Origin of the sequence: Vibrio antiquarius, assembly GCF_000024825.1 — a bacterium.
In the GTDB taxonomy this organism is placed as follows: Bacteria; Pseudomonadota; Gammaproteobacteria; order Enterobacterales; family Vibrionaceae; genus Vibrio; species Vibrio diabolicus.
Genome location: NC_013457.1, coordinates 368,947 through 394,870, shown reverse-complemented (window position 1 = coordinate 394,870; position 25,924 = coordinate 368,947). Strand labels below are relative to the sequence as shown.

Here is a 25,924-nt window from a genome sequence, read left to right as displayed (position 1 = left end):
AATGGATTGGACACAGTTGATGGAACGCCCTGAATTACTTCTGATGATTTTGGCGCCAGTTTTCTTTTTATGTATGGTTGCAGAGTACTGGTTTGGACAACGAAGGGGACGTTTGCCTGAAAGCGCGACGTATTATATTCCGGAAGTTGTATGTAATTTTGTGCTTGCGGGCTTACACCAAGCGACAGACATACTCACAGGTTTACTGATTGCTCAGTTATATTTGTGGTGGTTTGATTGGCGATTGTTTGATATCGAAATGAGCGTTTCAGCGTTTTTGTTACTTGTCGTCCTGCAAGACTTTTTCTATTACTGGTTTCATCGAGCTAGCCACCGTATTCGTTGGATGTGGGCTGCGCACGTGGTCCATCACAGCTCGGAGAGAATGAATTTCAGCACCGCGTTTCGTCAAAGCTTGATGTATCCGTTAGCGGGAATGTGGATTTTCTGGTTGCCTTTGGTGATTATTGGCTTTGATCCTAAGTGGGTCGTCTTTGTTGTGCTGTTTAATCTGGGCTTACAGTTTTTTGTTCATACTCAATCAATTCGCTCGCTTGGACCGCTAGAGTGGGTATTTAACACGCCATCTCATCATCGTGTTCATCATGGTATAAACCGTCAGTACATCGACAAAAATTACGCGGGAGTGTTGATTATCTGGGATCGGATGTTTGGAACGTTTGAACCAGAAGTGGAAACCGTTAGGTATGGAATTTCTAAACCTGTAAACAGCTTTAATCCCATTCGTGTGACGTTTGCAGAATGGAAAGACATGTTTTATGACGTAACACGACCAAATTTAACGTGGAAACAACGTTGGCGCTGTCTATTTGCTCCGCCATCGGATTCTTTTGAGTAGATTGAGATAAAAGAGATTGGAGCGGGCAGCGGGAATCGAACCCGCATCATCAGCTTGGAAGGCTGAGGTAATAGCCATTATACGATGCCCGCGCATCGATAGGACTCAGGTAATATGCCACACTGAACGAAAAAGAAAAGTCTTTTCTCATCAATTGCTTGTCAGATGCCTAAAAAAGTAGCGTCTTGGTGTTAAAGTGTCCATTGTCTCTGTTTTTCAGGAGGGTCAGCGATTCCGCTTCTAAAATCGATGGCTGCTAATTAGGGGCAAACACACTGTCTACTAGCGTTTAGGCATTGATGAGATTCAAGATTGTCAGTGTAAAGGTTAATCGCGTTTATTGAACAGTCACGTTTCATGGTCAAGACTAGATATTGAAATGATTACTTTTTACTGCTGAAGCGTATGTATAGCACTAGCGTAATTCCGCTGAAACAGTCAGCTTAACCAAAGGAGATTTAACATGTGGAAAGGTTTGATATTAGGGGCGGTGATGATGCTCGTGTCTGCTTGTACAACCGTAACGACGGATGTTGATAAGCAAGCCGATTTTTCAGCTTACAGAACGTTTGATTTCGGTGCCCAAGCAGAAGCCCCTACGAGTATTGATGGTCGACGTATTGAACAAGGATTGGCTGAACAGCTTGAAGACAAGGGCCTAATTAAAGTGAATAGTGGAGGGGACCTTTACGTTCATCATGATATCGTCGAAGAGTCCGAGCTTGTCTCTTCTGGGTCTTCGGTGAGTTTCGGTTATGGTTGGAATAGCTTTGGCGTGATCACTTCAAGCCCGGAAAGATACAAAGAACGTAAGTATGGCAAACTGGTGGTAGAGCTTGTTGATGCAAAGGCTAATCAGGTTGTGTGGAAAGGTGTTTCAAGCAGGAAACTATCTGAGTCTATGAGCTCTGAGAAAAGAGAGTCTCTGATTGAAGAAGAAATTGCGAAAATGTTTGAAAACTACCCTTACGGTGAAAAATAATTAGTATTCTTAACGATTAAGAATACTAATTGCCAATCGTTACGCACAGGGTTAAAAGAACTTATTATTTTGGTTTTGGTTACCTTTGTGCGTACGACTCTGATTGCTTTACTCGGACTACTTTTCTGCTTGTTGGCTCCGAGCATGAGTATGGCGCACTCATACCCAAATTTTCTTTCATTTCATAACCAGAATATTGCTGTTGACGCTAAGTCGAAGCACTTTTCAGAACACCCTGCCTCTCCAATACAACAAGACTATCCGAGTTTAAACAGCCGGAATATATTGAGGGTTAGCCATTCTAAGGAAACGAGCTCGAACGACGATGTAGAACTCGAATGGTTTGAAACGCTTGCTGTAGTTTGGTGGACACATCGTTCGGCAATTCACTCGATGGGGCTACTAAAACGCATTGGCAATGAGGCTTTAGGTCGTTGTGTTGAAAGTATTTTTACTCATTCTAAATACAGAATCGGTGCGAGGAAAGAATCGAATCTCATATACCGCTTTATACATGCTCGCTAACACATTCCATGTTTTTACAATTTTTGGTTAGTTATGCTTAGGAGCGGTTTATGTTTGATTCGATAATTCAGGTCTTGAGTGCCTTTTGGCATCAAGATTTTACGGCGTTAATGGCGCCAGGCGGTGCAGGATTGGTTTATTTTGTTGTTGCTGCGCTTATCTTTTTGGAAAGTGGTTTTATTCCTGCTGCGCCATTCCCATGCGACAGTGTCGTCGTATTATCCGGTACGCTGGCGGCGGTTGGTGTCCTTGATCCAATAATGATCATGTTGGTGATAGCTGTTAGTGCGGGATTGGGAAGTTGGGCGGCTTACTTACAAGGCAAGTGGCTAAATCGCTTACCTAAGGTACGAGGCTGGGTGAGCGCGGTTCCTCAAAAGCGTTTGGAACAGGTCGACGTATTACTCAGTAAACATGGATTGATTGCGCTTTTTTGTGCGCGGTTTATTCCGGTTGTTCGTTCCCTATTGCCATTAATGATGGGGTTGCGAGTGAAACGTATTAGTAAATTCCATTACTTTGCGTGGTTGAGTGCGATTTTATGGACGCTGATATTATGCGGTTTTGGTTTATTGCTTCCTTTGCTACCAGAGAATATGAGCAAAGCGATCACAATGCTATTAATGGCTGCCCCAATAATTACTCTTGTGATTGGGGTGCTTAGTTTCTTGTTTGTTAAAGCACGTCGAGCGTTCTGTAAATCCAAGGATGTGTCAGAGTTTTCTCAGTAAGTTTACTTTGATTTGCACTTTTAAGCTTGTATACAGATTAGACATCTAATCGGCTGGTTTTTATCAGTAAAAAGAAAGGCGCAATGTATGCGCCTTTCTTTATGAGTGTCGTTAGGGTTTCGAGTTTAATAGCCAATGCTATATAGGTACTCGCCAACCTCTTTACACTGAGACTTGTAGATATTTTCTACTTCGGATTCATTCTTATCTGCTGCTTTAAATTCAAGCTCAGCAGAAGATAACTGGCTGAAACTATAGTTTCTTTCAGACATTAGGTAGTGTCTGAACATCGCTCTGTGTTCAGGAACCGCAATACGTGCATTAGAAACATTGGCACATTCTAGCAGAGTCTCATTGCTCATTTCTTCTGGCTTTGCTTCCGTGTTAGCGAAGGCAGAGCTCGTTGCAAATAGTAATGCTAGTGCGATAGTCGTAGCGAATTTTGTCATTATATGGACCTCAAATTGGTTCTAGTAACAATGAGCGTATTGGTTCTCATCGTTACATTTCCGTGTTCTCTGTATGTCATAAAAAGTTAAACAACAGGGAAGGCGTTGCGACCATGAGTAAAGACGTACATTAAATTGGCTTCTTTTCTTCCTGAGAGTCGATAGAGAGAGCGTTTACTCATCAGCCCGCCATAACCATCAAGAGGTAAGCGAGATGCTTGTTTTGCCAATTCCAATAGTGGTGGGGAAGAGAAAGCAACAAGTAAAAAATAATCAGGAGTAAAATCTGATGATAAAACACCATCAGTGGCGGATGTTCGGCGGCAGGAAACCAGCGCTAACAACTCGCGCTTTATATGCAGATAATAACCTTCTGAGCCCCAAGAACTTGGAGAGGCAAAAGTATGGAATTCGCTATGTGCTAGTTCAAAATCGTCTTGTTGCGCAAGTTTAAGCAAGCGTTCAGAGGTGTAATGTTTAGTGTGGTGATACGTATGCGCATATGAGGCAACGATGAACCCTGAAAATAGGGACAATGAAAGCATCAATAATATACGGTGTAGATAACGCAAGAAGTAACCCTAAACATATAACGTCATAGACTATCACTATGACTACGGAATCTTAGTGACACTATGATAACAATGAAAATCGGTGTCTGACCAACTCAGCGTATACTAACGAGATGGAAGAGGGATGAACAGAGTTTTCTGATGTTATTTGGGTATAAGCTAATACCTAAATAATTTTAGCGTTGAAGCAAGCGAAAACTGGAGAAACAGGTAAAGAGAGTCATGAGACAAGGAAGCTTGAGCCAATCCGATTATTTGTTAGGGAAGAAATAGAGCATTCTTCCCCACATGATTTGCACCCGTGTTATGCGCTTGCATAAATAACACTGCCGCCTTTTATGGTGTCAATGATCTCACGAGACAACTTCTTTGGCAGTGCAGGGCAACCCCAACTGCGCCCAAGGTAACCATTCTTCTTGATAAAAGAAGGGTTAGCATAGTCGGCACCGTGCACAACGATATAACGCTCGCGAGCTTTATCGTTCAACCCTGAGCTCAAACCATCAAGTCGAAGTGAATAGCCATTTGAGCCGTAGTAGGTGGTGTCAGTCAAAAACGTGCCCAGTGATGTTTTACGCGAGTTCACCACATTTGAAAACTGCGTCGCTGTTTTCTTTCCACTGTTCACACCGTGAGAAACATAAGTATTGTAGATAAGCTTCTTTTTATCTAAATCAACCACATAAAAGCGTTTTTCAGTCGATGGTTTACTATAGTCGATGATGGTTAGTACTGATTTCTTTCTATCTGGTGTTTTTTGGTACGCGATATAAGCGTCACGAAACAATTTAAAGTCTACTACGCCATCTAACTTTGCTTGTTTGAACACTTGTTCAATTTGATTCTGTGGTATGTGACTTTTGACTTCGTTATCTGCTTGTTTTGCAAAGGCAAAAGGAGAGGCAGACAGAAATGTCCATATAAATAATAAAATTAACTTTTTCATCTTGGCTAAATAAAACTCTATGGTGTTACAAATTTACCGATTGCTTCATGCATTCGTTAAAACAACATGCACATCAATATAATTCTATTCCCAATGTTTCTTATTGTACGCTTAGGTACTTAATATTGGGTTAACGATAAGTTTTCAAGTTAAAAACTAACTGTTTGAAACTCAAATAAATTATGAAGTTAATCGATTGTTTCGATAAACTTCGGCATAAATAATATCTGATATGCGTAATTAATAAAACTGTGTTTAAGGATATTTGTGAGATGGCGAATTTATAAAAACGACGTTTTATTTTTTCTAGATTAGAAACTCTTTTTATTTCAATGTGTTTGTCTTTTGTGCGTCTATTTAGCCTGCGTTTAGATTTGTGATTTGACTCGTAACAAATCGTAACGTCAACTCGTTATGTGTGTTAGTGCATTTTAAGTGAGTGGGTAAACAACAAGATGGATAAGAAAGGTAGAGAAATACCGAGAAGAAGGGCATTTCCTGTTCACAAGTGATAAAGCTAAGTCTAAGTGGAGCCGACAAATGAGCTTCTACACGAATCATCTAAGCCGGTGATTAGCAGTACAAAAGTAAGTTTTGTCAGCTTTTACTTATTTCCTTATGTTTTCAATTAAATACATAAAAGTCTGAACTAAACTTACCAAAAAGTAATTCTATCGTTTTGATTAAATATTTAAATAACTGAGAGCTTTCATCGAAAAATAATAATGCCAAAAATTAACGTACGAACTTATGTGGTTGCTTATATTATTGAAACTAGGGGTAAAGTCTTGTTTCTATATTATATAAGTACAGCAGCCACATACATGGCTTCTGTACTTAATCTTTAATAAGATGTCCCTTGAACAGTAATTGAACCAACTATGGAACCATCGAAGCGGCTATCGTCATTTGCGGATTGCCACCACAAATTCAGTTGTTCCTTACTCATTGGCTTACCAAATAAATAGCCTTGCATATAGTCACAGCGGTAGGACGATAACCATTCATGCATCACATTGTGCTCAATACCTTCTGCGGTGACCGTTTTATTTTGAGCGTGGCATAGATCGATGATGGGTTTGATCACATGACCGTTGTTGGTTTTCATCAATGTAACGAGGAACTCTCGGTCAAACTTGATCTTTTGAACTGGATATTGAACAAGTTGAGTCAGCGATGTATAGCCAGAGCCAAAGTCATCAATGGCGAGACGATAGCCACGCTTCGACAGCTCATCAAGTAACGCTGTACCTTGTTGTTCTGCGGCAAAGGTTTCTGTTATTTCTAACTCAATACATTCTGGCTTCACGCCGTTTTTGCTTGCTTGGTCGTGAATATAATTCGCCATTTCGATGGAGTTAAGTTCTGCTGAAGAGAGGTTGATCGAAAGGACAATGTCTTTACCAAAAATATTTCTTAATTGGTGATATTCCGCTGTAGCGTTGGCGAAAACCCAGCGATCAATTTTATCAAATAAGCCCGCCTGTTCCGCGATTGGGATAAACTCTTTTGGAGGTACGGGACCAATGCCTTCCGCTTCCCAGCGCAATAATACCTCTAGTCCTTCAATCTCGTTGTCCCGATTATTCATATAGGGTTGAAAAACGAGATGGAACTCTTCTTCTACGTTGCTTTTTCTGAGCGCTCGCTCAAGCTGACTGCGTCTTTGAGACTCAACATTGAGAGCTGCTGAGTAATAAGCGTACTGGTTTTTCCCGGCTCGTTTGGCTTGATACATTGCCGCATCGGCACTGGAGAGTAATTTCGCGACGTCTGTACCGTCTTGAGGGTACTGAGCGATACCTACGCTCGCAGTCACGGGGAATGAATTACTCCAAGATGGACTGAGATTGCTAATCGGTTTTAGCAACTCTGAGGCCAGCAAGTCGGGTAGGCGTTGTGCATCCTGATTTGAGCTCAATAAAATAGCAAATTCGTCACCAGACAATCTTGCTGCAAAACAGGGACTATCGTAGTCGTGCGAGAATTTTTGACAGACATTTTTGATGTGTGATGAAAACACCTTTAATAAGTTGTCTCCCAGTTCATGCCCGTATTTGTCATTAACGTACTTAAAGTTATCGAGATCGACATAAATGACCCACAAATGCTGCGAAGGGGAGACGAGTTCACGAGTTGCAAGTTCATGGAAACGATGGCGATTAGCGAGTTGCGTTAGGTGATCCGTTTCAGCCAGGCGTTTTGTCTTCTTATATATGATGTTGAGCTCTTCATACATATCAAAAAAGCGTGAGGATAAGCGCCCTATTTCATCGTTTGTTTCTAGCTTTTCAATGTTGCCGCGTTGATTTGTTTCCAGCTCTTGTAGCTGTTTATCGAGGCGAGAAACGGGGTGTAATACATAACGATACAAAACCAAAACTATTAAGGTGATGGTGCAAAACGCCGCCACACCAAAGGAAAGGGCTAGTTCTAGCCACACTTTATCGACTTTATTCCACATCAAATATTCAGCGGGGGAGAGTACTGCATAAAAGTGTGGCAATAGTTCAATCGTCTGAGCGAGAGGAATATCTAGATAAATAGGCTTGTCGGCAAAAGTTATCACGCTATGCGTGTCGAACTCGATTTCGTGCTTGATCTCATTGAAGGCTTCGAGCGATACCGATACCACCACGAAAAAGACATTTTGCGGATCAAAACTTAGAGGTTGTGTCCCTGTTCGTTTGTCGATGAGTTCGTATTGCAGAAGAATACTTTGCCCGCTGGAATTGTAAATAAAGCCAGTATGGTTAAACGCTTCTCTCGTACTAAAGCTTCGCGAGATGTAATCCAATACCTTAGGGTCGACTACACCTGATGATTCGTAGTATTTATTTTCTGTGTAATAAAGAAGGTTTTGTTTCCCGTCAAGAATCGCCATGCTTGCATCGCCTGTATAGCCATGGCTTAACACATCTGCGGTTTCATCGAGTCGGTTAAATAACACGCGTTCACGATACGGATTGCTATGATTCACCAAGTAGTCTTGCAATACATCACTTTTGCTTAATGTGTATGCATAACTATTGAGGAATATGTTGGCTTGTCGGAACTGCCCTGCGAGCTTTTCCATTTGCAATTGGATATAGCTGTCTTCTCGCTTGATGAGCGTTACTTTTTGAATGCTGTAAATAATATAACTTGATACCAGCGCGCTTAATAAGATCACTGGCGCGACAAGCAAGATGACTCGATTGCTTAACTTCATTATGGCTTTTAGTTTCCGTTTGTGTCCCTACAAACGTCGCATACCATATAAGGTACTGAACGGATGATGTGTTTTGCAAATTGTAACCAGATTGTAAGGTGAGCGTTCTCCAAAATCAGACAGCCATCCAAGAACTGTGACGATGTGTAAGGTTTCCATCTCATTAACTAGAGTGTTTCTCAGTAATGGGACGTATCTCTTTTTCAACTGTCTTTAAAAACCTCACTTCAAGTGTAGATTAAGCCAGCCATCGAAACGTTTCGATGGTAAAGTGTGACTCATGTACCTTTTTACTATTCGATGACCCGTTAATTACGGATCATTCTCACACCTTATCGATCTCACTCTGGTCAAATTACCACAACGAATTATTATTTCATCGAAACGTTTCGATGAGTTTTCTGTTAATAACGAAAACACTTTAAAACAGGCGCTCATGGTTGTATGAACGTGTAACCGAAAGGTCGATGAGATGAAAAAAAGTACCCTAATTAACTCAGATATTTCTTACTTGGTGGCGACGCTAGGCCACACCGATGAGATCACGATATGTGACGCTGGCCTGCCAATCCCTGAGCATGTACAGCGAATTGATTTGGCGCTAACGCATGGCGTACCAAGTTTTCTTGATACTGTTCGCGTGATTCTATCTGAGTCGCAAATCGAAGGGGTCATTATTGCGGAAGAGTTTTCTGATGTAAGCCCAGTTTTGCATCAAGCATTGCTTAACGAACTGAGCAAAGAGAGCGAAGAAACGGGTAAATCTATCGAGATCAGCTACGTGTCACATGAAGCATTTAAAGCACGCACGGCACAAAGCCGCGCTGTCGTTCGAACTGGCGAATGCTCGCCATACGCGAACGTTATCTTTCAAGCGGGCGTGGTTTTTTAAGCCAGAGATATTGAGGACAGATTATGACTCAAGCCATTCTACAACTGAGCGACATTGAGAAAGCGTTCCCGGGCGTAAAAGCACTGGACAAAGCGAGCCTGAATGTTTACCCAGGCCGTGTCATGGCGCTCATGGGAGAAAATGGAGCAGGCAAGTCAACATTGATGAAGGTGCTGACGGGCATCTATCACATGGATGCGGGTAGCATCCAATATCAAGGCCAACCTGCCGCGTTTAAAGGTCCGCGTGACTCACAGGAAGCGGGCATCAGCATCATTCACCAAGAATTGAACTTGATCCCTGAACTAACGATTGCTGAAAACATCTATCTAGGTCGTGAATTTACCGGCACGATGGGGCGTATTCAGTGGGGCAAGATGTATGAAGAAGCAGACAAGTTGCTTCAACGCCTTAACGTAAAGCACTCATCGAAAACGTTGCTTGGTGATTTGAGCCTAGGTGAACAGCAAATGGTGGAGATCGCGAAAGCGCTTTCGTTTGAATCGAAAGTCATCATTATGGATGAGCCAACTGACGCGCTGACCGATACCGAGACGGAGTCACTATTTAAAGTGATCAACGAGCTTCGAGTGCAGGGCTGCGGCATCGTTTACATCTCACACCGTCTTAAAGAAATCTTTGAAATCTGTGACGACATTACGGTGCTTCGTGACGGTAAATTTATCGGTGAATGCAAAGTAGCAGACACTGATGAAGACGGCCTGATTGAAATGATGGTTGGTCGTAAGTTAGAAGAGCAATACCCACGTATTGATGTGCGGCATGGCGAAACTTGCCTTGAAGTGATTGGCCTGACAGGCTCTGGCGTTCACGATGTGAGCTTCACGCTGAAACGCGGTGAAATTTTGGGTATTTCTGGTTTGATGGGGGCAGGCCGTACCGAACTGATGAAAGTGATTTACGGCGCGTTGCCAAGTGAGCATGGTGTTATCAACCTCGATAACAAAACCATTAACCCGGTTAGCCCACAAGATGGCTTAGCAAATGGCATCGCTTATATCTCTGAAGACCGCAAAGGCGATGGCTTGGTGTTAGGTCTCTCGGTTAAGGAGAATATGTCACTTTGTTCGCTCAATCAGTTGACTAAAGGCTTCCAAATCCAACATAGCGATGAAGTGATTGCCGTGGAAGATTTTATCAAGCTATTTAATATCAAAACCCCTACGCGCGACCAAATCATTGGTAACTTATCCGGCGGTAACCAGCAAAAAGTGGCGATCGCGAAAGGGTTAATGACCAAACCTAAAGTTCTGATTCTCGATGAGCCAACACGTGGCGTCGATGTCGGTGCGAAAAAAGAAATTTATCAACTCATCAACAAGTTCAAAGCCGAAGGCATGAGCATCATCTTGGTGTCTTCCGAGATGCCAGAAGTGCTCGGTATGAGTGACCGCATTCTGGTTATGCATGAAGGTCGTATTACTGGCGAATTCGATGCGAAAGACGCCGATCAAGAAAAATTACTCGCCTGTGCCGTAGGCAAAAAGATCAATGAGGAAGCAGCATGAGTACTAATACCATGAGCAAACCAACCGAAGCTAGCAACAAGAAGTTGTTCACAAAAGAGTGGTTGATTGAGCAAAAATCACTGATAGCACTGATTTTTTTGATTGTTGTTGTGTCATTTTTGAACCCGAACTTCTTTACGGTCGACAACATTCTCAACATTCTTCGTCAAACCTCAGTGAATGCCATTATCGCGGTAGGTATGACACTGGTTATTTTAACCGCAGGCATCGACTTGAGTGTTGGTTCCGTACTGGCGCTATGTGGTGCCTTTGCGGCAAGCATGATTGCGCTTGAAGTCCCGGTGCTGGTGGCGGTTCCGACTGCTTTAGTCGCAGGTGCAGCGTTAGGTGCAATTAGCGGCATCATCATTGCGAAGGGCAAAGTACAGGCCTTTATCGCTACGCTGGTTACCATGACGTTACTACGCGGTGTGACTATGGTGTACACCGAAGGTCGTCCAATCTCGACAGGTTTTACTGACACAGCTGATGCGTTTGCATGGTTTGGTACCGGCTACGCGCTAGGTATTCCAGTACCTGTTTGGTTGATGGTAGTTGTATTCGCTGCGGCTTGGTACCTACTTAACCACACTCGCTTTGGTCGCTACGTTTATGCACTAGGTGGCAACGAATCAGCGACTCGTCTATCTGGTATCAATGTAGACCGAGTGAAGATTGGTGTGTACGCCATCTGCGGTATGCTGGCAGCGCTTGCAGGCATCATCGTGACTTCTCGTCTGTCTTCGGCGCAGCCAACAGCGGGTATGGGTTACGAGTTAGATGCGATTGCTGCGGTTGTACTTGGCGGTACCAGCTTGATGGGCGGTAAAGGCCGCATCATGGGTACGCTAATTGGTGCGCTGATCATCGGTTTCTTAAACAACGCTCTTAACCTACTAGACGTTTCCTCTTACTACCAAATGATTGCCAAAGCAGTGGTTATCTTGCTCGCAGTACTGGTAGACAACAAAAACAAATAATCCATAACCATTAAATCCTGAATACAAACCGAGCCAGTGGGCGTGTGCTGGCTCACCCTACACAAAGGACTAGAACGATGAAAAAACTTGCAACTCTTATTTCTGCTGCACTTCTTTCTTCCACTGTATCAGTAGCGGCACAAGCCCAAGATACGATGGCGATTGTGGTTTCGACGCTAAACAACCCGTTCTTCGTAACGATGAAAGACGGTGCGGAAGCTAAAGCGAAAGAATTGGGGTACGACTTAATTGTACTGGACTCGCAAAATGACCCGAGCAAAGAACTGTCGAACATCGAGGATTTAAGTATTCGCGGCGTAAAAGCTATTCTTATCAACCCAACGGATTCTGATGCTGTGTCTAATGCGATTCGTATGGCGAACCGTTCTAAGATCCCTGTATTGACACTAGACCGTGGCGCAAGCCGTGGTGAAGTCGTGAGTCACATCGCGTCCGACAACGTGATCGGTGGTGAAATGGCAGGCCACTACATCATGGAAAAAGTTGGCGAAAAAGCAAAAGTAATTCAGCTTGAAGGTATTGCGGGCACATCGGCGGCGCGCGAGCGTGGTGAAGGTTTCATGAATGCCGTGAAGGGCAGCGATATGGATCTTCTTGCCAGCCAGCCAGCAGACTTTGACCGTACTAAAGGCCTAAACGTGATGGAAAACCTACTCGCGGCTAACCCTGATGTACAGGCGGTATTCGCACAGAATGATGAGATGGCGCTAGGGGCACTTCGCGCCGTTCAAGCTTCTGGCAAAGACGTCGTTATCGTTGGTTTTGATGGCACGGAAGACGGCATTGCCGCAGTTAACCGTGGCAAACTAGCAGCAACCATCGCGCAGCAGCCAGATCTTATCGGTGCTTTGGGTGTCGAAACGGCTGACAAAGTCTTGAAAGGTGAAAAAGTAGAAGCATACATTCCGGTACCACTAAAAGTAGTGACTAAATAAGTTTGACGTTCAATAAAGCGTCCTAATTTTTGCTCTCTCCTCCGTTTATATCTGTCGTTTAGGAGGAGAGGGCAAACATACCCAAGTGACTTAAAAATGCAGGGTATAGATGCCTTTGGCTTTTTATCGTGACTCCTTCGCTAAGAAGAGAAGTTAAAGTCATCTAATGTATTTTCCAAAATAGTTTTTCAAAAAAAGGGTTCATTCAGAACCGAGGATAACCGTATGAATAAGTTAGTGGTGTTAGGTAGTGTAAACGCTGACCATGTTCTTCAAGTGCCTTCTTTCCCTCGCCCTGGCGAAACGCTACATGGTCGCAACTATCAAGTTATCCCAGGTGGCAAAGGTGCCAACCAAGCTGTTGCTGCAGCTCGACTCAAGGCTGATATTGGCTTTATTGCTTGTGTAGGCGATGACTCGTTCGGCATCAATATTCGTGAAAACTTCAATATGGACGGCATCGACATCACTGGTGTGAAGATGCAACCAAACTGCCCAACTGGCATTGCGATGATTCAAGTGTCGGATAGTGGTGAAAACAGCATTTGTATTTCAGCAGAAGCGAATGCCAAATTGACAGCAGAAGCGATTGAGCCAGATTTAGATCGCATTCGCCAAGCGGATTACCTGCTGATGCAATTGGAAACGCCGATGTGCGGAATTGAGAAAGCCGCGCGAGTGGCGAAAGATGCAAAAACTAACGTCATTTTAAACCCTGCCCCTGCTCGTGAACTGTCAGACGAACTGCTTGCTTGTATTGATGTCATTACACCAAATGAAACCGAAGCTGAAGTCCTGACGGGGGTAACGGTAACGGATAATGACAGCGCGCAAGAAGCGGCGAATGTGCTTCATAGCAAAGGTATCGAAATTGTCATGATCACTCTCGGTGCGAAGGGTGTTTGGTTAAGTCAAAATGGTAGAGGTGAGCTCATCCCGGGGTTCCGTGTTGACGCGACTGATACCACCGCAGCAGGGGATACGTTTAATGGGGCATTCGTCACTGGCCTGTTAGAGGATTTACCTTTAGAATCAGCAATTAAGTTTGCACATGCGGCGGCTGCAATTTCTGTGACCCGCTTTGGCGCTCAGACGTCGATCCCAACTCGCGAAGAGGTGGACGCGTTTCTCGCAGCACAATAGGGCTTAAACGCCTCATCAATTAGGAGTAATAACATGGCGACGATGAAAGACATCGCAAAACTGGCAGGGGTTTCCACTTCAACAGTGAGCCATGTTATTAACAAGACGCGTTTTGTGAGTGAAGAGATCTCCGAACGCGTCAATAATGCCGCAAAAGAACTCAACTACTATGCGCCATCAGCTTTGGCGCGTAGCCTCAAAGTCAATCGTACCAAAACCATCGGTATGCTAGTGACAACCTCAACCAACCCATTCTTTGGCGAAGTCGTAAAAGGCGTCGAACGCAGCTGCTACCAAAAAGGCTACAGCCTCATTTTATGCAATACCGAAGGTGATAACGAACGTATGCGCCAATCCATTAATACGCTTTTGCAAAAGCGTGTCGATGGTTTGATCTTGATGTGCTCCTCGCTAGAAGGGGAGCGTATCGATGTATTTGAGCGTTATCCTGATATCCCTGTCGTGGTGATGGATTGGGGGCCGATGCTGTTTACGAGCGACAAAATTCAAGATAACTCGCTTCGTGGCGGTTACCTAGCGGCGAAATACTTGATTGATTGCGGCCACACAGAAATAGGATGTATCACCGGCCCTTTGATTAAACACCAAGCGCAAATGCGATACGAAGGTTACAAACGTGCGATGAACGAAGCAGGCTTGGAATTTAATGCCAACTGGATAATTGAATCGGACTTCGAATGTGAAGGCGGATACCAAGCATTTATGAAAATGGCGCAGCGAGGCACCTTACCCAGCTCGATTTTCGTTTCCAATGATATGATGGCGATGGGGGTGATTAACGCCGCAAATGAGCTCAATATTAAAGTCCCGGAACAGATTTCAATCATCGGTTACGATGACATACATATCGCGAAGTTCATGTCGCCATCACTCACCACAATTCACCAGCCTAAATACCGTCTTGGGCAAGCTGCCGTGGAAACGCTTGTCCGAAAATTGGATGATAAATCAACAGAAGCGCAAGTCGTGCAATTAGAACCTACCTTAGTTGAACGAAAAAGTGTCAAGATATTAAAGTCAAGCAGCACTAGATGACCTGTGATGTTGAGCTAAAAAATCAAAAAAGTCGTTTCTCTTTATACTATAAAGCCTTACTATCACCATTGATTATAAATAAAAATATTAATTGTTGTCTGGCGGATTAGTTAAATGTTATCAAAAGGTTACGCTAAGTTCTCCGTAAAGCATCCTTGGTTTCACCGAGTTAATGTTATTGCGGTCATACTGATTTTTTTTGTGAGCTGTTATCAGCTCTTGGTGAATGAAGCATTCGAGTACGCAATTGGGTTTGTTATTACACTTTTGGCGTCAGCTTTATTTGCATCAGCTTCCGCATTCAAAAAGCGCTATTTAGGTTTGGATTCTTAGGCGCGTTAATTTCCAAGCGGTTCAATTGAGTCATTTATTGCTTTCAAGCAAATATTGAACTGAATTATGATCGAGTGCATCAAGAGGGGGACAAATGTCCTCCTTTTTGTTAGGTGTCACGCCCTAATATAGGCATATTCCCAAACAAAATAATAAAGGACATCGACATGGACCTACTTGCCTTACTCGATATAAACAACACCCTGGTTAACATTCCAATTGGCGGCGGTTACGCAATGAGTTGGATCGAAGCTTTCGGTACGGTTTTTGGATTGCTTTGCATTTGGTTTGCTAGCCAAGAAAAAACCATCAACTACTTATTCGGTTTGCTGAATGTCACTCTTTTTGCCGTTATCTTTTTCCAAATTCAGTTATACGGATTATTACTTCTTCAACTGTTTTTCTTCTGTGCGAACATTTACGGTTGGTATGCGTGGACTCGTCCAAACGCGGAAGGTGAAACGCTGGAAGTACGCTGGTTAAACAAACAGAAACTCATCGCCACTGCTTCTATTAGCGTTGTGTCTATCGCGTTGTTAACCATCTACATCGACCCTTTTTTCTTTGCATTAGCAAACATTGCTGTTGATAGCTTGAATCTCTTTGGTGCAGGTTTGGCTGATCCGGTACTTGAACCTGATGCGTTCCCGTTTTGGGATGCAACCATGACAGTACTTTCTGTTGTTGCACAAATTCTGATGACACGTAAATATGTGGAAAACTGGATTCTTTGGGTTGTGATTAACATCATCAGTGTTGGCATCTACGCGACACAGGGTGTTTATGCGATGTCTGTTCAGTATGCGATTTTGATGTTCATTGCTGCCAATGGTACGCGTGAATGGGCCCGTAGCGCCAAGCGCAATGGCGATAAAACCTTAGCTCAAGCTGCAGCTTAAGGAACGAAAAATGGCGAAACAACCTCATATTGGTGTTGATGAAACACAAGTCGCTCCTCTCGTCATTGTATGTGGTGAGCCAGACCGAGCTAATCGTATTGCCGCATTATTGGATGATGCAGAAATGATCTCGGAAAATCGCGAGTACCGTGTTTTTACTGGCAAATACAAGGACCAGCCTGTTTCAGTATGCAGCACAGGCATCGGCGCCCCATCGATGATCATCGCAGTTGAAGAGCTAAAACAGTGCGGTGTCACTCATGTAGTACGTGTTGGATCGGCCGGTGCGATGCAATCAGGCATTCAGCTTGGCGAGCTAATCATTGCCGAAGGTGCGGTAAGAGATGAAGGCGGCTCCAAAGCGTATGTGGATTCGGCTTATCCGGCGTACGCAAGCTTTTCCTTATTAAAGGAAGTTGAGCGTTACCTGTCAATACAAGAGGCGCGTTATCATTTCGGTGTGGTACGTTCTCACGACAGTTTCTATACCGATGACGAAGATGCGATATGCCAATACTGGAACAAGAAGGGCGTCTTAGGTGCCGATATGGAAACCTCAGCTTTGCTTGCCGTTGGCCGATTACGTGGCCTTCATGTGGCTTCGATCTTAAATAACGTCGTTTTGTATCAACAAGATGTGAAAGAAGGGGTTGGCCAGTACGTTGATGAAGCGAAAGTAATGATGCAAGGTGAGAAGCTTGCTGCAATGACGGCGTTAGAAGCGCTGATTGCTCAGAGATAGTCCGTACTAACTTCAGTAACTCTTATAAATCAATGAATGTAAAGCGACAGGCCACTGTCGCTTTTTTATTTGGTGTTACGGGGTACAATCCACCTGAGATAGTTATCAGTAACTTTTCCGAGAGAGCAGAGAATGAAAATCAGCCCGTATCCAACTGGCCGCTTCAAAACATACCTTGAAAAAAAGAGCGTTGCCTTTCGTGAGATGATCTATCAGTGTCAAATTAGTACGCGTTACTTTGATGCTGGGGAAGAAATTCTCCGTCAAGGTGAGCAACTTCAGTACTTATATGTTGTGCCGGTAGGTCGAGTTTCAATGAGCATATTGGCCGCGAATGGGCGACGCTTTCAATTAGGAGAGGCAAACTGCGACTACCATATCTATGGTGAAATGGAGTACTTCACTCAGACTCCTTGCCAATGGAACGTGATTGCAGACGAGCACATGCAGGTTGATGTCATCTGCATCCAAAAACTAACTGAAGCGCTACAAAAGCATCCAGAAATGATGGTGTTCTTTGCTTCAGCGTTGGCCGAAGATTATCAAGATTCTATGGATATCTATACCAATCGGTTATTGCATCCCATTACTTATAATATTGCGTATGATCTTTTCGTCCGTAATCAAACCAACACATTGCTCGGTGGCTTTGACAAAGTGAATCAAGAAGCTGAGCGATTTGGTACTTCTGGTCGTGTTTATCGACGTGCAGTTAAAGATTTGATTGAAAAGGGATTGATTGCAAAAACGGAAAACGGGTTGGAGATTATTGATGAGCTTGCACTCAAAGCATTTATCGAAGCGCATGAATGATACACCTAGATATTGCAATGGATGGTTTTTATAAGTCTTTGATATAGTTGGAGCTCGAATAAGCGTAACTAATGTAAAGTACCTTAAATTTTGTTGAATGCAGTAAAGAGTAACGTTATATTGCGAACGCGCATGATAATAGATCTCATTAAGGCTTAACAAAATGAAAAAATTCGTCGGTGCGGCTATGCTGTCGCTATTTACTGTTTCTCCTTCTTTCGCTGCTAAGGTTGTGATTGACCATTACATGGGGCAAACCGAGCTAGAGCAATCACCAGAGCGCGTGGTTGTGATTGGCTTTGGTCCGCTAGATGCGCTGGACAACTTTGGTATCGATCCTGTTGCAGTCTCTAACTCTTCTAATCTGCCTAGCTACCTTTCAAAATACAGCAAAGATAACTACACCTCTGCGGGTAGTTTGTTTGAACCTGACTTTGAAACCATTTACATGCAAAAACCGGATTTGATATTGGTTGGTCCGCGAGCGTCTGCGAAATATGAAGAGCTGAGTGAAATTGCTCCTACGGTCGTTTTTGCTGCGAAAGAGAATCAAGGTTACTGGGAAGGTACGCAAGCACAGTGGCGCAATATTGGTAAAATCTTCGATATCGAAGAAAAAGTAGAGCAGAAAATTGAAGCGCTAGATGCTCAATTCAAAGCAATCCGTAACTACAATCAATCAAATAACAATGATGCGTTAACGATTTTAAGCATGGGTGACAACATCAGTGCGTTTGGAGCTCAATCGCGATTTGGTGTGATTTATAACGATTTCGGTTTCTTGGAAACGGTTGAATACGTGAAAACGGGCACTCACGGAGATATTATTTCTTATGAATTTATTCGTGAAGCTAACCCGAAAAATATACTCGTAGTTGACCGCAATTCGCTGAAAGGCACGCCAGATAACGATATTCGTAAGTCCATGGATAACGACTTAGTCAAAGCAACCGCCGCATATAAGAATCACAAAATCACTTATTTAGATGTGGACGCGTGGTACTTGTCGATGTCTGGTGTGACTGCAACAGAAAAAATGGTCAGTGAGATCAAGCAAACCGTTGAACTGTAATCCAAGATAGCAGAGGTTAACTTTGAAAAAGTTATTGCTAACCCTTGTGGTTTTAAGCACGGTTTCGTTATTTGTTGGGGTGGCAAACATGACGCCCCAACAGTTATTTTCGGGTGATGAGAAAGCGTTAGAGCTTTTCTTTACCAGCCGTATACCACGTTTATTCGCCATACTGCTTGCTGGTGCAGGCTTAAGTATTGCAGGCCTTATTATGCAGCAAATCAGCCAGAACCGATTTGCTGCACCTTCTACAACCGGTACGATCGAATGCGCCATGCTGGGCTACGTACTGAGCGTGGTTTTCTTTGGAAACGACAACCACCTATGGCTTGTCTTTGGTATCTCGGTGTTCGGGACGTTAGCATTTATTTTCTTTATTCAACGCATTCAATTTAAGAGTGTGGTCTTTGTGCCACTTGTCGGAATTATTTTCGGCAATGTCATCCAATCAATGACTACATTTATTGCTTACAAATACGATGCACTTCAAAGTCTGAATGCTTGGACAGTCGCAAACTTCGCCAACATCTTGCGTGGTGATTTTGAACTGCTGTACATCGCGGTGCCAATGGCTATTCTCAGCTATCTTTTTGCCGCACGGATTTCAGCCGTGGGTATCGGAAAAGATTTCGCGGTTAACTTGGGGTTAAATTATCAGCAGGTTGTCACGATTGGCGTTCTATTGGTGTCAATCATGTCAGCAAGTGTCGTGATGATTGTTGGGCAGCTGCCATTCCTTGGTCTGATTGTGCCGAACCTCGTTAGTCACTTTTATGGTGATAACCTCAAAAAGAACATTCCGCTTACGGCCATGTATGGGGCGACTTTAGTGCTATGTTGCGACTTGGTGAGTCGTTTGATTATCTTCCCTCATGAAATGCCAATCTCTATCGTGATCAGCATATTGGGTGGTGTGGTATTCATCGCGATGTTGTTGCGAGGTAAGCAACATGCGTGATTCAACGAAAATCCTACTGCTAGGTGGCATTGCGGTACTTTTTGCATGTTTGTTTATTGGTATTGGGCTAACGGCTGACAACTACCAGTATTTTTTATCTCGTAGAGTTCCTAAAGTATTGGCGATAGTGCTAGCGGGTGTGGCTATCGCTCAGTCTTCACTTGTATTTCAAACCATTACGCACAACCGAATTTTAACGCCAAGTATCATGGGGTTTGATGCGTTGTATGTGTTGACGCAAATTTTGATCGTGCTGATTTTTGGTGGTTTGAGTACTTTAGTTCTTAACTTGTACGTCAATTTCACGATTGCCGTAATTGTAATGGTGTCGTTTTCGTTATTGTTGTTTGGTTTTTACTTTTCTAAAGGAAGCAAGAACTTGATTACGTTGCTATTGGTCGGCTTGATCTTTGGTCAGCTATTTTCCAATGCGGCGTCATTTTTCTCTTTGCTGATGGACCCAAATACGTTTGCAATCGTTCAATCGAAACTTTACGCCAGCTTTAATAATGTCAAAGTGAATTTGGTTTACTTTAGTGCGCCAGCTTTGATGTTTGCATGTTGGTTGCTATTTAGTATGCATCGCACTTTAGATGTGTTTTGGCTCGACCAAGACAATGCGAAAAGTTTGGGCGTCGACGTACCTAAGGTAACGCGAAATGTATTCATTATCTCGGCGGTTCTGATTGCTATTTCTACGGCTCTAGTGGGACCAATCATGTTCTTTGGTTTGCTGGTGACCAACTTAAGCCGAGAAATGTTCCGAAGTTACCAACACAAAACGCTATTGGTTGGTTGTTCGTTTCTCTCCATCAGCTCGTTACTGGCTGGGCAATGGATTATCGAGAACGTGTTCAGTTTTGAGACGACGTTGAGTGTCGTTATTAACTTTATTGGTGGTGCGTATTTCTTATACCTACTACTGAAAAACAAAGTTGTATAAATATGATAGTGATAGACAAATTAACGAAGGCCTTCGGTTCAAATAAAGTGGTTGATGAGGCCAATACTCAGTTTGAAAAGGGCAAAGTGACGTCCATTATTGGCCCGAATGGCGCGGGAAAGAGCACGCTGTTATCTATGGCTTCGCGCTTAACGGAGCGGGATGGTGGTAGTGTTATCATTGATTGTAAGGAAATTGCGGAATGGGACACTAAAGAGTTAGCGAAAAAGCTGGCGGTACTTCGTCAAGCCAACTCTATTACCATGCGATTTACCGTGAAGGAGTTGGTCTCTTTTGGCCGTTTCCCATACTCCAAAGGAAATCTGACCAAAGAAGATCATGCGGTGATTGAACAAGCGATCGACTACCTAGATTTACAAGGTATCCAAGACAAATATTTGGATGAGTTAAGTGGTGGTCAGCGACAGCTTGCGTTTATTGCCATGGTGATTGCACAAGATACAGACTACGTTTTTCTTGATGAACCACTTAACAATCTAGATATCAAACACTCTCTTCAGATCATGAAAGTCGTGCAGCGGTTAGCTCATGACATGAACAAAGCCATGGTGGTGGTAATTCATGATATTAATTTCGCAGCGTGCTACTCGGATGTCATATTGGCGCTTAAGCAAGGCAAAGTTGTGGCAAGTGGTGCGGTGGAAGAGGTGATTCAGGCGTCTACGCTAGAGGATATCTACGAAACGCCGTTTAATATTATCGAATTAAACGGCAAGCGCATGTGTACTTACCACTAATCCAACCTCAGTGCTTAATGAAAGCGATTCTTCAATGAGGATAGATAGGCGAGTTTACTTGGTGAGCTCGTCTATGATTGGGCATCGGCTTTCAGCGTCTCCCGGACAAGAAGAAACCCAACCTTCAAGTTGCGTTTTGATCTCCATAAGGTGCGCGATTTTTTCTTCAACCTCTCTCAGCTTATCCATGGTTCTTGCTTTTACTTCGCTGCTTTTTCGGTTGGGATTATGGGCAAGCTGCACAAACTCTTTGCATTCTTGCAGTGAAAAGCCAGCGTTTTTTGCGCGTGATACTAAGTTAAGCTCTTGAATATGATTATCTGAATATTCGCGATAGCCAGAGTCGCTGCGCGCTGGTGGAGATATGATCCCTTTGTCTTCATACAATCGAATCGACTTAGATGAAAGCCCAGTAAGCTTTGCGACAGCACCAATATTCATGTTTAACCTCCATAACGTTTAAGGCGAGTATATACCGATGTTGTAGATAAGACACTCCTAAATAACAGTCAGTTACCTAGGGCCTCTTTACTCTTTTATCACTTCATGCGGTGGTACACCAAATACCTTTTTGAAAGCACAGGTGAAGTTGGAAGGGTGGTGGTATCCGGCTTCATAAGCAGCTTCCGTGATCGTCACTAGGCCACGTTCCAAGTGCTGCCTCGCAATCTCAAGGCGACGAAAGCGAATATAACCATTTACGGTCATATTCAGTGATTGTTTAAATCGGCGCTGCAGGTTTGAAACGCTCATTGAAAACACGCTTGCCAACTTTTCTAAGCCTAGTTCTTGCTCAAGGTGAGTTTCTATATAGCTAACAATATCCTCTATTCGACCATCTGTGTGCCGTTCAAGGTTATTTTTATTAGCACTGAAGTGCTTGGGGATTTGTTCAGTCGCTTGATGCAAAATTTGATAGATCAAGCTTTCAACTTCCAACTTATCTTGGAATTCTTGTGGTGTTTCTCGGCTTGTCAGCGTTTCAGCTAGTTCGCATAACGCCTGGTTAAGCTCTAGAGGATGAAACGCCTGATGAGAGTTAAAAAAGGACCGATGACGACAGGTTTGGTCAAGGCGAGCCTCTAGCCACTGGGGCTTAACCAATATGTTGATCTTATTAATGAGGTTATCTTTGAGCAGTGAGCGACGAAAGTTTGCAGGTTTGAGTAGGTTCACCACAACACCTTTAGGGCCGTCGCTTGCGTCTAAATCAAATTGCAAATCGTCGTAGCCAAACGAGAGCTTACCTTCTAAAAGAATAGTGACCAACAGTGAGGCGTGTGCAGTAGAAACAATATGTGAATCAACAAGCTCTAGGCAGCGTCCACCATGAACAAAGATTTGATCATTGTACTGATATGATAGGAATTTGCCTTCTGCCAGTTGAGTTTGACAAGGTTGACCTTGCGTGACGATCCACTGCTTTTCTGTGGCTTCCAGTTTTTGGGTTAAAGCAATCTTGGCAACTCTAGTTCGTTTTGGTGTGACTTCCTGCATTTGACACTTCCTCATAACACTTGTGCGATTTCGCATAATCAAATCGCCTTTGTATTTATAAAACTCATGCTTATTATACCTGAGAATTATTATCATTAATATTTAGGAATGAAGTTATGGAAAGCCCTGCTTGTTCATCTATCAAGCTTTCAAGCCTTTGCCTTGCAGTGGGAATGGCGCTATCAACCCCTGTTTTAGCTCAAGATACCGAGTCACATTTTGAAGAAGTCGTTGTATGGGGAACAAAAGTTTCTAGCAATACTGAGTCGATGTTTGCGGACGACATGTCACTGAAGCAAGCGGATCATATGTCTGATTTACTGCGCGATATTCCCGGTGTGGATGTTGGTGGAACACACTCTGTGAATCAACGTATTACCATTCGTGGTTTGAGCGAAACCGATTTGGACATTCGTCTTGATGGTGCTTCTCAGCATGCGAGCATGTTCCATCACATTGGGAACTTAACGCTAAACCCTGACATTCTCAAATCTGCCGATATCCAGGTAGGTAATAACTCTGTGACTCAAAATGGCTTAGGCGGCTCGGTTTATTTTGAAACGAAAGACGCTCGCGATTTACTTCGTTACGATGAAACGTTTGGCGCTCGTGTTTATGGCGGTTATGCATCCAACGACAACCAACAAGGCTCGTTGACACTGTACGGGCTTTTGTCCGAAAACATTGATGCGATGGTTTATGGCCATTACGTTACGCGCGATGACTTTGAAGATGGTGACGGCAACAAAACCTATGGCGCTGCGGGTGATGTTTACAACATTCTGGCTAAGTTGGGGTATGAACTAAACGACATCCATCGTTTTGAGCTCTCTTATGACATGTACCGAGACAGTGGTGATTACAGTCCGCGTCCTGATATGTCGGGTAGTGCGAACAATGGCTTATCGAGCACGTTACTTATTCCTACGGATTATGACCGAGATACCGTTACCTTGAGTTACGAGCTGCGAGGCGAACAGCATAAAGGTAACGTCACACTTTATAATACCGAGACAGAAATTAAACGGGATGAGAGCGTTATGGCTCCTCGCTGGCCTTCGAACCGTTTATCGAAGAACACCGCTAAAAACCAAAACTTTGGTTTGAATGGTAAGTTCCAGTCGGATGTTATGTTAGGTGAGTTTGATAATCGAATCACCTATGGTTTCGACTACATGGATAAGACATCTTCAAGTTACTACGGTAGTCGTAAGTTCATGGATGAATCGGCCATTTCAACCGCATTGTTTGTAGAAGACCAGTTCTTCTTCTCTGATGCTTTCTTTGTTACCGCAGGTATGCGTTTTGATGATTACAAACGTGAAGCGGAAACGGGGACGAGTAACTATGATGATGTGACCTGGGCCCTAGCGGTAGAATGGGCAGTCACTCAGGATTGGACGTTGTTTGCGAGCGCACGCTCTCTATTCAAAGGCCCTGAGCTGATGGAAACCTTTATTGCTTACCAAGACGTTGCATTTTTAGAGGATGGACTAAAGCCAGAAACGGGGTTGAACACACAGGGTGGTGTCCGTTTTGATAAAACCTTTGATAAGCATTTCTTTGGAGCGAATATTACGGCATTCCAAACGGAAATTGATGATTACATTGCAGACCAGTACCAAAACGCGACTCAAACTTACCTGATTTACAACTTAGGTGATGTTGAGATTAAAGGCTTTGAGGCAAGTGCTTCTTATGGCTACGACAAGTTTAACAGCAAACTTTCTTACTCTAAGTCGGACACCAAAAACAAGAATACCGGTGGCCCTGTTGCTGGGGGTAATGGGCGTAGCATTGATATGGGTGATAGTATTGCTCTAACTTTGGATTACCAGTCAGACGCTTTAGAAACGATCTTCGGGTGGAACTCAATGTTTGTTCTAGAGGAAGACAACGTCTTTGATGGTCAGCCAAAGAAAGCAAGTTATGATGTACATAATCTATATGCTCAATGGGTGCCGTCTAATATTGATGGACTGTCGGTGACCTTTGGTATTGATAATGTATTTGACGAGTTATACAGCTCTCATGCGTCTCGTTCGGGTACGGCACGTGGCTTCACGCTTGATGACTACGAGCCGGGTCGCAACTTCAAACTTTCTGCTGCTTATCAATTCTAATAGGGCTCCCGAGAGGGGGGCGCTTCAAAACACGAGTAAATTCATGATTAAAGAAAGCACCCGAATAGATAGCGAACACGCTGACAAATACTTAGTGACACTTTGTCGGCATTTTGGACGAAAGGTTCCTGCTACTTGGAATGAAAACAGCGGTTTGGTGACATTCCCGACGGGAAAAGCGGAGTTTGCTCTTTGCGAGTCTAGCTTGACCATTATTTGTGAGGCAGATTCAGAAGAGAGATTGAGCACAGTGAAGGCGATAATCTCATCGCATGTAGACATGTTCTCTCGTAGAGAAACATTAGCACTTAACTGGGTTCGCTAGAGCTATTGATGAATGTGCAGAAAATGAGAGCGCATTAAAAGCAAAAAGCCCGCGATCTTATCATTCGCGGGCTTTTATTGTTCGAATGCTATTGCTTTTTAGGCTCTAGATTCTAGGCTTTTTTTTTCCTGTTGCATTTTTGCTAGGAAGTAGATATTAACGCAAGCAATAAAGCCGTTAGTTAATACTACAGGCCAAGAATCAATCATTAGTCCGTAAGCAGTAAATAGCGCACAACCAATAAAGTTAAGGATACGAAGCTTAACAATATCTTTCATAGTTAGCGAAATTGCGACCATGATTGAAGCTGCATAACCTAAAATCTCAACCATATTCATGTCCATTTTTTTGACCCTCTTAAAATCTGCCGAATTTTGTCGGTACCAATTCTTCTCATCTTGAGATTAATGAGGAAGCTCCATGCCTCGAATGGTCTTTTTTTGTTGTATGGACGCACTATATCAATGGAAAAACCGTGATAAAAGCCTCAAATCAAGGTTAAGAGAAGGTTAGCGATTACGCAAACGTTTAGGACGGGAATTACTGATAATTTTACTTATTGTGTTGATTGATAATAACGATGGTATTAATAGCTCTCACATCATTGAAAGTGGGGGAATATTTACATAT

General features: G+C 43.3%; 25 protein-coding genes and 1 tRNA gene. 18 read left to right on the top strand and 8 right to left on the bottom strand.

Annotation, left to right across the window (positions count from 1 at the left end; translation table 11 throughout):
* Position 1 precedes the first annotated feature (1 nt).
* On the top strand, positions 2-859 hold the full coding sequence (locus tag VEA_RS16785; protein ID WP_005397136.1) for a sterol desaturase family protein: 858 nt from the start codon (positions 2-4) through the stop codon (positions 857-859).
* Between the two features lie 17 nt (positions 860-876).
* Here the strand turns inward: VEA_RS16785 and VEA_RS16780 are convergent.
* Positions 877-951: transfer RNA gene (locus tag VEA_RS16780), tRNA-Gly, on the bottom strand.
* 371 nt (positions 952-1,322) lie between these two features.
* Between VEA_RS16780 and VEA_RS16775 the strand changes: the two genes are divergently transcribed.
* Together VEA_RS16775 and VEA_RS16770 are read left to right on the top strand one after the other, a co-directional pair.
* Positions 1,323-1,841, top strand: a complete 519-nt coding sequence (locus tag VEA_RS16775) for a DUF4136 domain-containing protein (protein ID WP_005397138.1) — start codon at positions 1,323-1,325, stop codon at positions 1,839-1,841.
* A 575-nt stretch (positions 1,842-2,416) separates the two neighbouring features.
* Positions 2,417-3,097: a DedA family protein gene (locus tag VEA_RS16770; protein WP_005397139.1), complete on the top strand. Its 681-nt coding sequence runs from the start codon at positions 2,417-2,419 to the stop codon at positions 3,095-3,097.
* Between the two features lie 125 nt (positions 3,098-3,222).
* Here VEA_RS16770 and VEA_RS16765 read toward each other — a convergent pair whose 3' ends face one another.
* The 4 genes from VEA_RS16765 to VEA_RS16750 form a co-directional block, all read right to left on the bottom strand.
* On the bottom strand, positions 3,223-3,546 hold the full coding sequence (locus tag VEA_RS16765) for a hypothetical protein (RefSeq protein WP_006741016.1): 324 nt from the start codon (positions 3,544-3,546) through the stop codon (positions 3,223-3,225).
* A gap of 86 nt (positions 3,547-3,632) precedes the next feature.
* Positions 3,633-4,091, bottom strand: coding sequence for a hypothetical protein (locus VEA_RS16760; RefSeq protein WP_006741015.1), 459 nt, complete (start codon positions 4,089-4,091; stop codon positions 3,633-3,635).
* Between the two features lie 331 nt (positions 4,092-4,422).
* Complete coding sequence (locus tag VEA_RS16755) at positions 4,423-5,064, bottom strand: murein L,D-transpeptidase catalytic domain family protein (protein ID WP_006741014.1); 642 nt, start codon at positions 5,062-5,064, stop codon at positions 4,423-4,425.
* Between the two features lie 844 nt (positions 5,065-5,908).
* Positions 5,909-8,275 carry an EAL domain-containing protein gene (locus tag VEA_RS16750; RefSeq protein ID WP_006741013.1) on the bottom strand — a complete coding sequence of 789 codons (2,367 nt, stop codon included), beginning with the start codon at positions 8,273-8,275 and terminating at the stop codon, positions 5,909-5,911.
* A 472-nt stretch (positions 8,276-8,747) separates the two neighbouring features.
* Between VEA_RS16750 and rbsD the strand changes: the two genes are divergently transcribed.
* The 13 genes from rbsD to vctC all read left to right on the top strand — a co-directional run bounded on the left by rbsD (position 8,748) and on the right by vctC (position 21,349).
* Complete coding sequence (rbsD, locus tag VEA_RS16745; RefSeq protein ID WP_005397153.1) at positions 8,748-9,167, top strand: D-ribose pyranase; 420 nt, start codon at positions 8,748-8,750, stop codon at positions 9,165-9,167.
* A 23-nt stretch (positions 9,168-9,190) separates the two neighbouring features.
* The gene (rbsA, locus tag VEA_RS16740) at positions 9,191-10,696 is read left to right on the top strand and encodes a ribose ABC transporter ATP-binding protein RbsA (protein WP_006741012.1); all 1,506 of its coding nucleotides are present in this window, start codon (positions 9,191-9,193) and stop codon (positions 10,694-10,696) included.
* Positions 10,693-11,676: a ribose ABC transporter permease gene (rbsC, locus tag VEA_RS16735; RefSeq protein WP_006741011.1), complete on the top strand. Its 984-nt coding sequence runs from the start codon at positions 10,693-10,695 to the stop codon at positions 11,674-11,676. The genes rbsA and rbsC overlap by 4 nt, the downstream gene beginning before the upstream one ends.
* Before the next feature lie 77 nt (positions 11,677-11,753).
* Positions 11,754-12,632, top strand: coding sequence for a ribose ABC transporter substrate-binding protein RbsB (gene rbsB, locus VEA_RS16730; RefSeq protein WP_006741010.1), 879 nt, complete (start codon positions 11,754-11,756; stop codon positions 12,630-12,632).
* 225 nt (positions 12,633-12,857) lie between these two features.
* Positions 12,858-13,775, top strand: coding sequence for a ribokinase (gene rbsK / locus VEA_RS16725; RefSeq protein ID WP_005397162.1), 918 nt, complete (start codon positions 12,858-12,860; stop codon positions 13,773-13,775).
* Between the two features lie 33 nt (positions 13,776-13,808).
* Positions 13,809-14,831, top strand: a complete 1,023-nt coding sequence (locus VEA_RS16720; RefSeq protein WP_006741009.1) for a substrate-binding domain-containing protein — start codon at positions 13,809-13,811, stop codon at positions 14,829-14,831.
* Positions 14,832-15,331: 500 nt separating this feature from the next.
* On the top strand, positions 15,332-16,063 hold the full coding sequence (pnuC, locus tag VEA_RS16710; protein ID WP_005397168.1) for a nicotinamide riboside transporter PnuC: 732 nt from the start codon (positions 15,332-15,334) through the stop codon (positions 16,061-16,063).
* Positions 16,064-16,073: 10 nt separating this feature from the next.
* Positions 16,074-16,805 (top strand): nucleoside phosphorylase, encoded by a 732-nt coding sequence (locus VEA_RS16705; protein WP_006741008.1) that lies wholly within the window; start codon positions 16,074-16,076, stop codon positions 16,803-16,805.
* Between the two features lie 132 nt (positions 16,806-16,937).
* Positions 16,938-17,618 (top strand): Crp/Fnr family transcriptional regulator, encoded by a 681-nt coding sequence (locus VEA_RS16700; protein WP_006741007.1) that lies wholly within the window; start codon positions 16,938-16,940, stop codon positions 17,616-17,618.
* A 163-nt stretch (positions 17,619-17,781) separates the two neighbouring features.
* Positions 17,782-18,690, top strand: a complete 909-nt coding sequence (locus tag VEA_RS16695; RefSeq protein WP_012842335.1) for a siderophore ABC transporter substrate-binding protein — start codon at positions 17,782-17,784, stop codon at positions 18,688-18,690.
* A gap of 22 nt (positions 18,691-18,712) precedes the next feature.
* A complete protein-coding gene (vctD, locus tag VEA_RS16690) occupies positions 18,713-19,648 on the top strand; it encodes an iron chelate uptake ABC transporter permease subunit VctD (RefSeq protein WP_041853077.1) in 936 nt (311 codons plus the stop codon).
* Entirely contained in the window at positions 19,641-20,591 is a 951-nt protein-coding gene (gene vctG / locus VEA_RS16685; protein WP_012842333.1) for an iron chelate uptake ABC transporter permease subunit VctG, read from the top strand. Before vctD ends, vctG begins: the two co-directional genes overlap by 8 nt.
* A 2-nt stretch (positions 20,592-20,593) precedes the next feature.
* Entirely contained in the window at positions 20,594-21,349 is a 756-nt protein-coding gene (gene vctC, locus VEA_RS16680) for an iron chelate ABC transporter ATP-binding protein VctC (RefSeq protein WP_005397181.1), read from the top strand.
* A 54-nt stretch (positions 21,350-21,403) separates the two neighbouring features.
* Here the strand turns inward: vctC and cueR are convergent, their stop codons facing one another.
* Together cueR and VEA_RS16670 are read right to left on the bottom strand one after the other, a co-directional pair.
* Entirely contained in the window at positions 21,404-21,790 is a 387-nt protein-coding gene (gene cueR / locus VEA_RS16675) for a Cu(I)-responsive transcriptional regulator (RefSeq protein WP_012842332.1), read from the bottom strand.
* 87 nt (positions 21,791-21,877) lie between these two features.
* Positions 21,878-22,846, bottom strand: a complete 969-nt coding sequence (locus VEA_RS16670) for a helix-turn-helix domain-containing protein (RefSeq protein ID WP_012842331.1) — start codon at positions 22,844-22,846, stop codon at positions 21,878-21,880.
* 116 nt (positions 22,847-22,962) lie between these two features.
* Between VEA_RS16670 and VEA_RS16665 the strand changes: the two genes are divergently transcribed.
* Both VEA_RS16665 and VEA_RS23540 read left to right on the top strand, forming a co-directional pair.
* Entirely contained in the window at positions 22,963-24,969 is a 2,007-nt protein-coding gene (locus VEA_RS16665) for a TonB-dependent siderophore receptor (RefSeq protein ID WP_006742779.1), read from the top strand.
* Positions 24,970-25,012: 43 nt separating this feature from the next.
* Positions 25,013-25,294 (top strand): DUF2218 domain-containing protein, encoded by a 282-nt coding sequence (locus VEA_RS23540; protein WP_006742780.1) that lies wholly within the window; start codon positions 25,013-25,015, stop codon positions 25,292-25,294.
* Between the two features lie 98 nt (positions 25,295-25,392).
* Here the strand turns inward: VEA_RS23540 and VEA_RS16660 are convergent, their stop codons facing one another.
* Positions 25,393-25,638: a YgjV family protein gene (locus tag VEA_RS16660; protein ID WP_005397186.1), complete on the bottom strand. Its 246-nt coding sequence runs from the start codon at positions 25,636-25,638 to the stop codon at positions 25,393-25,395.
* Positions 25,639-25,924 lie beyond the last annotated feature (286 nt).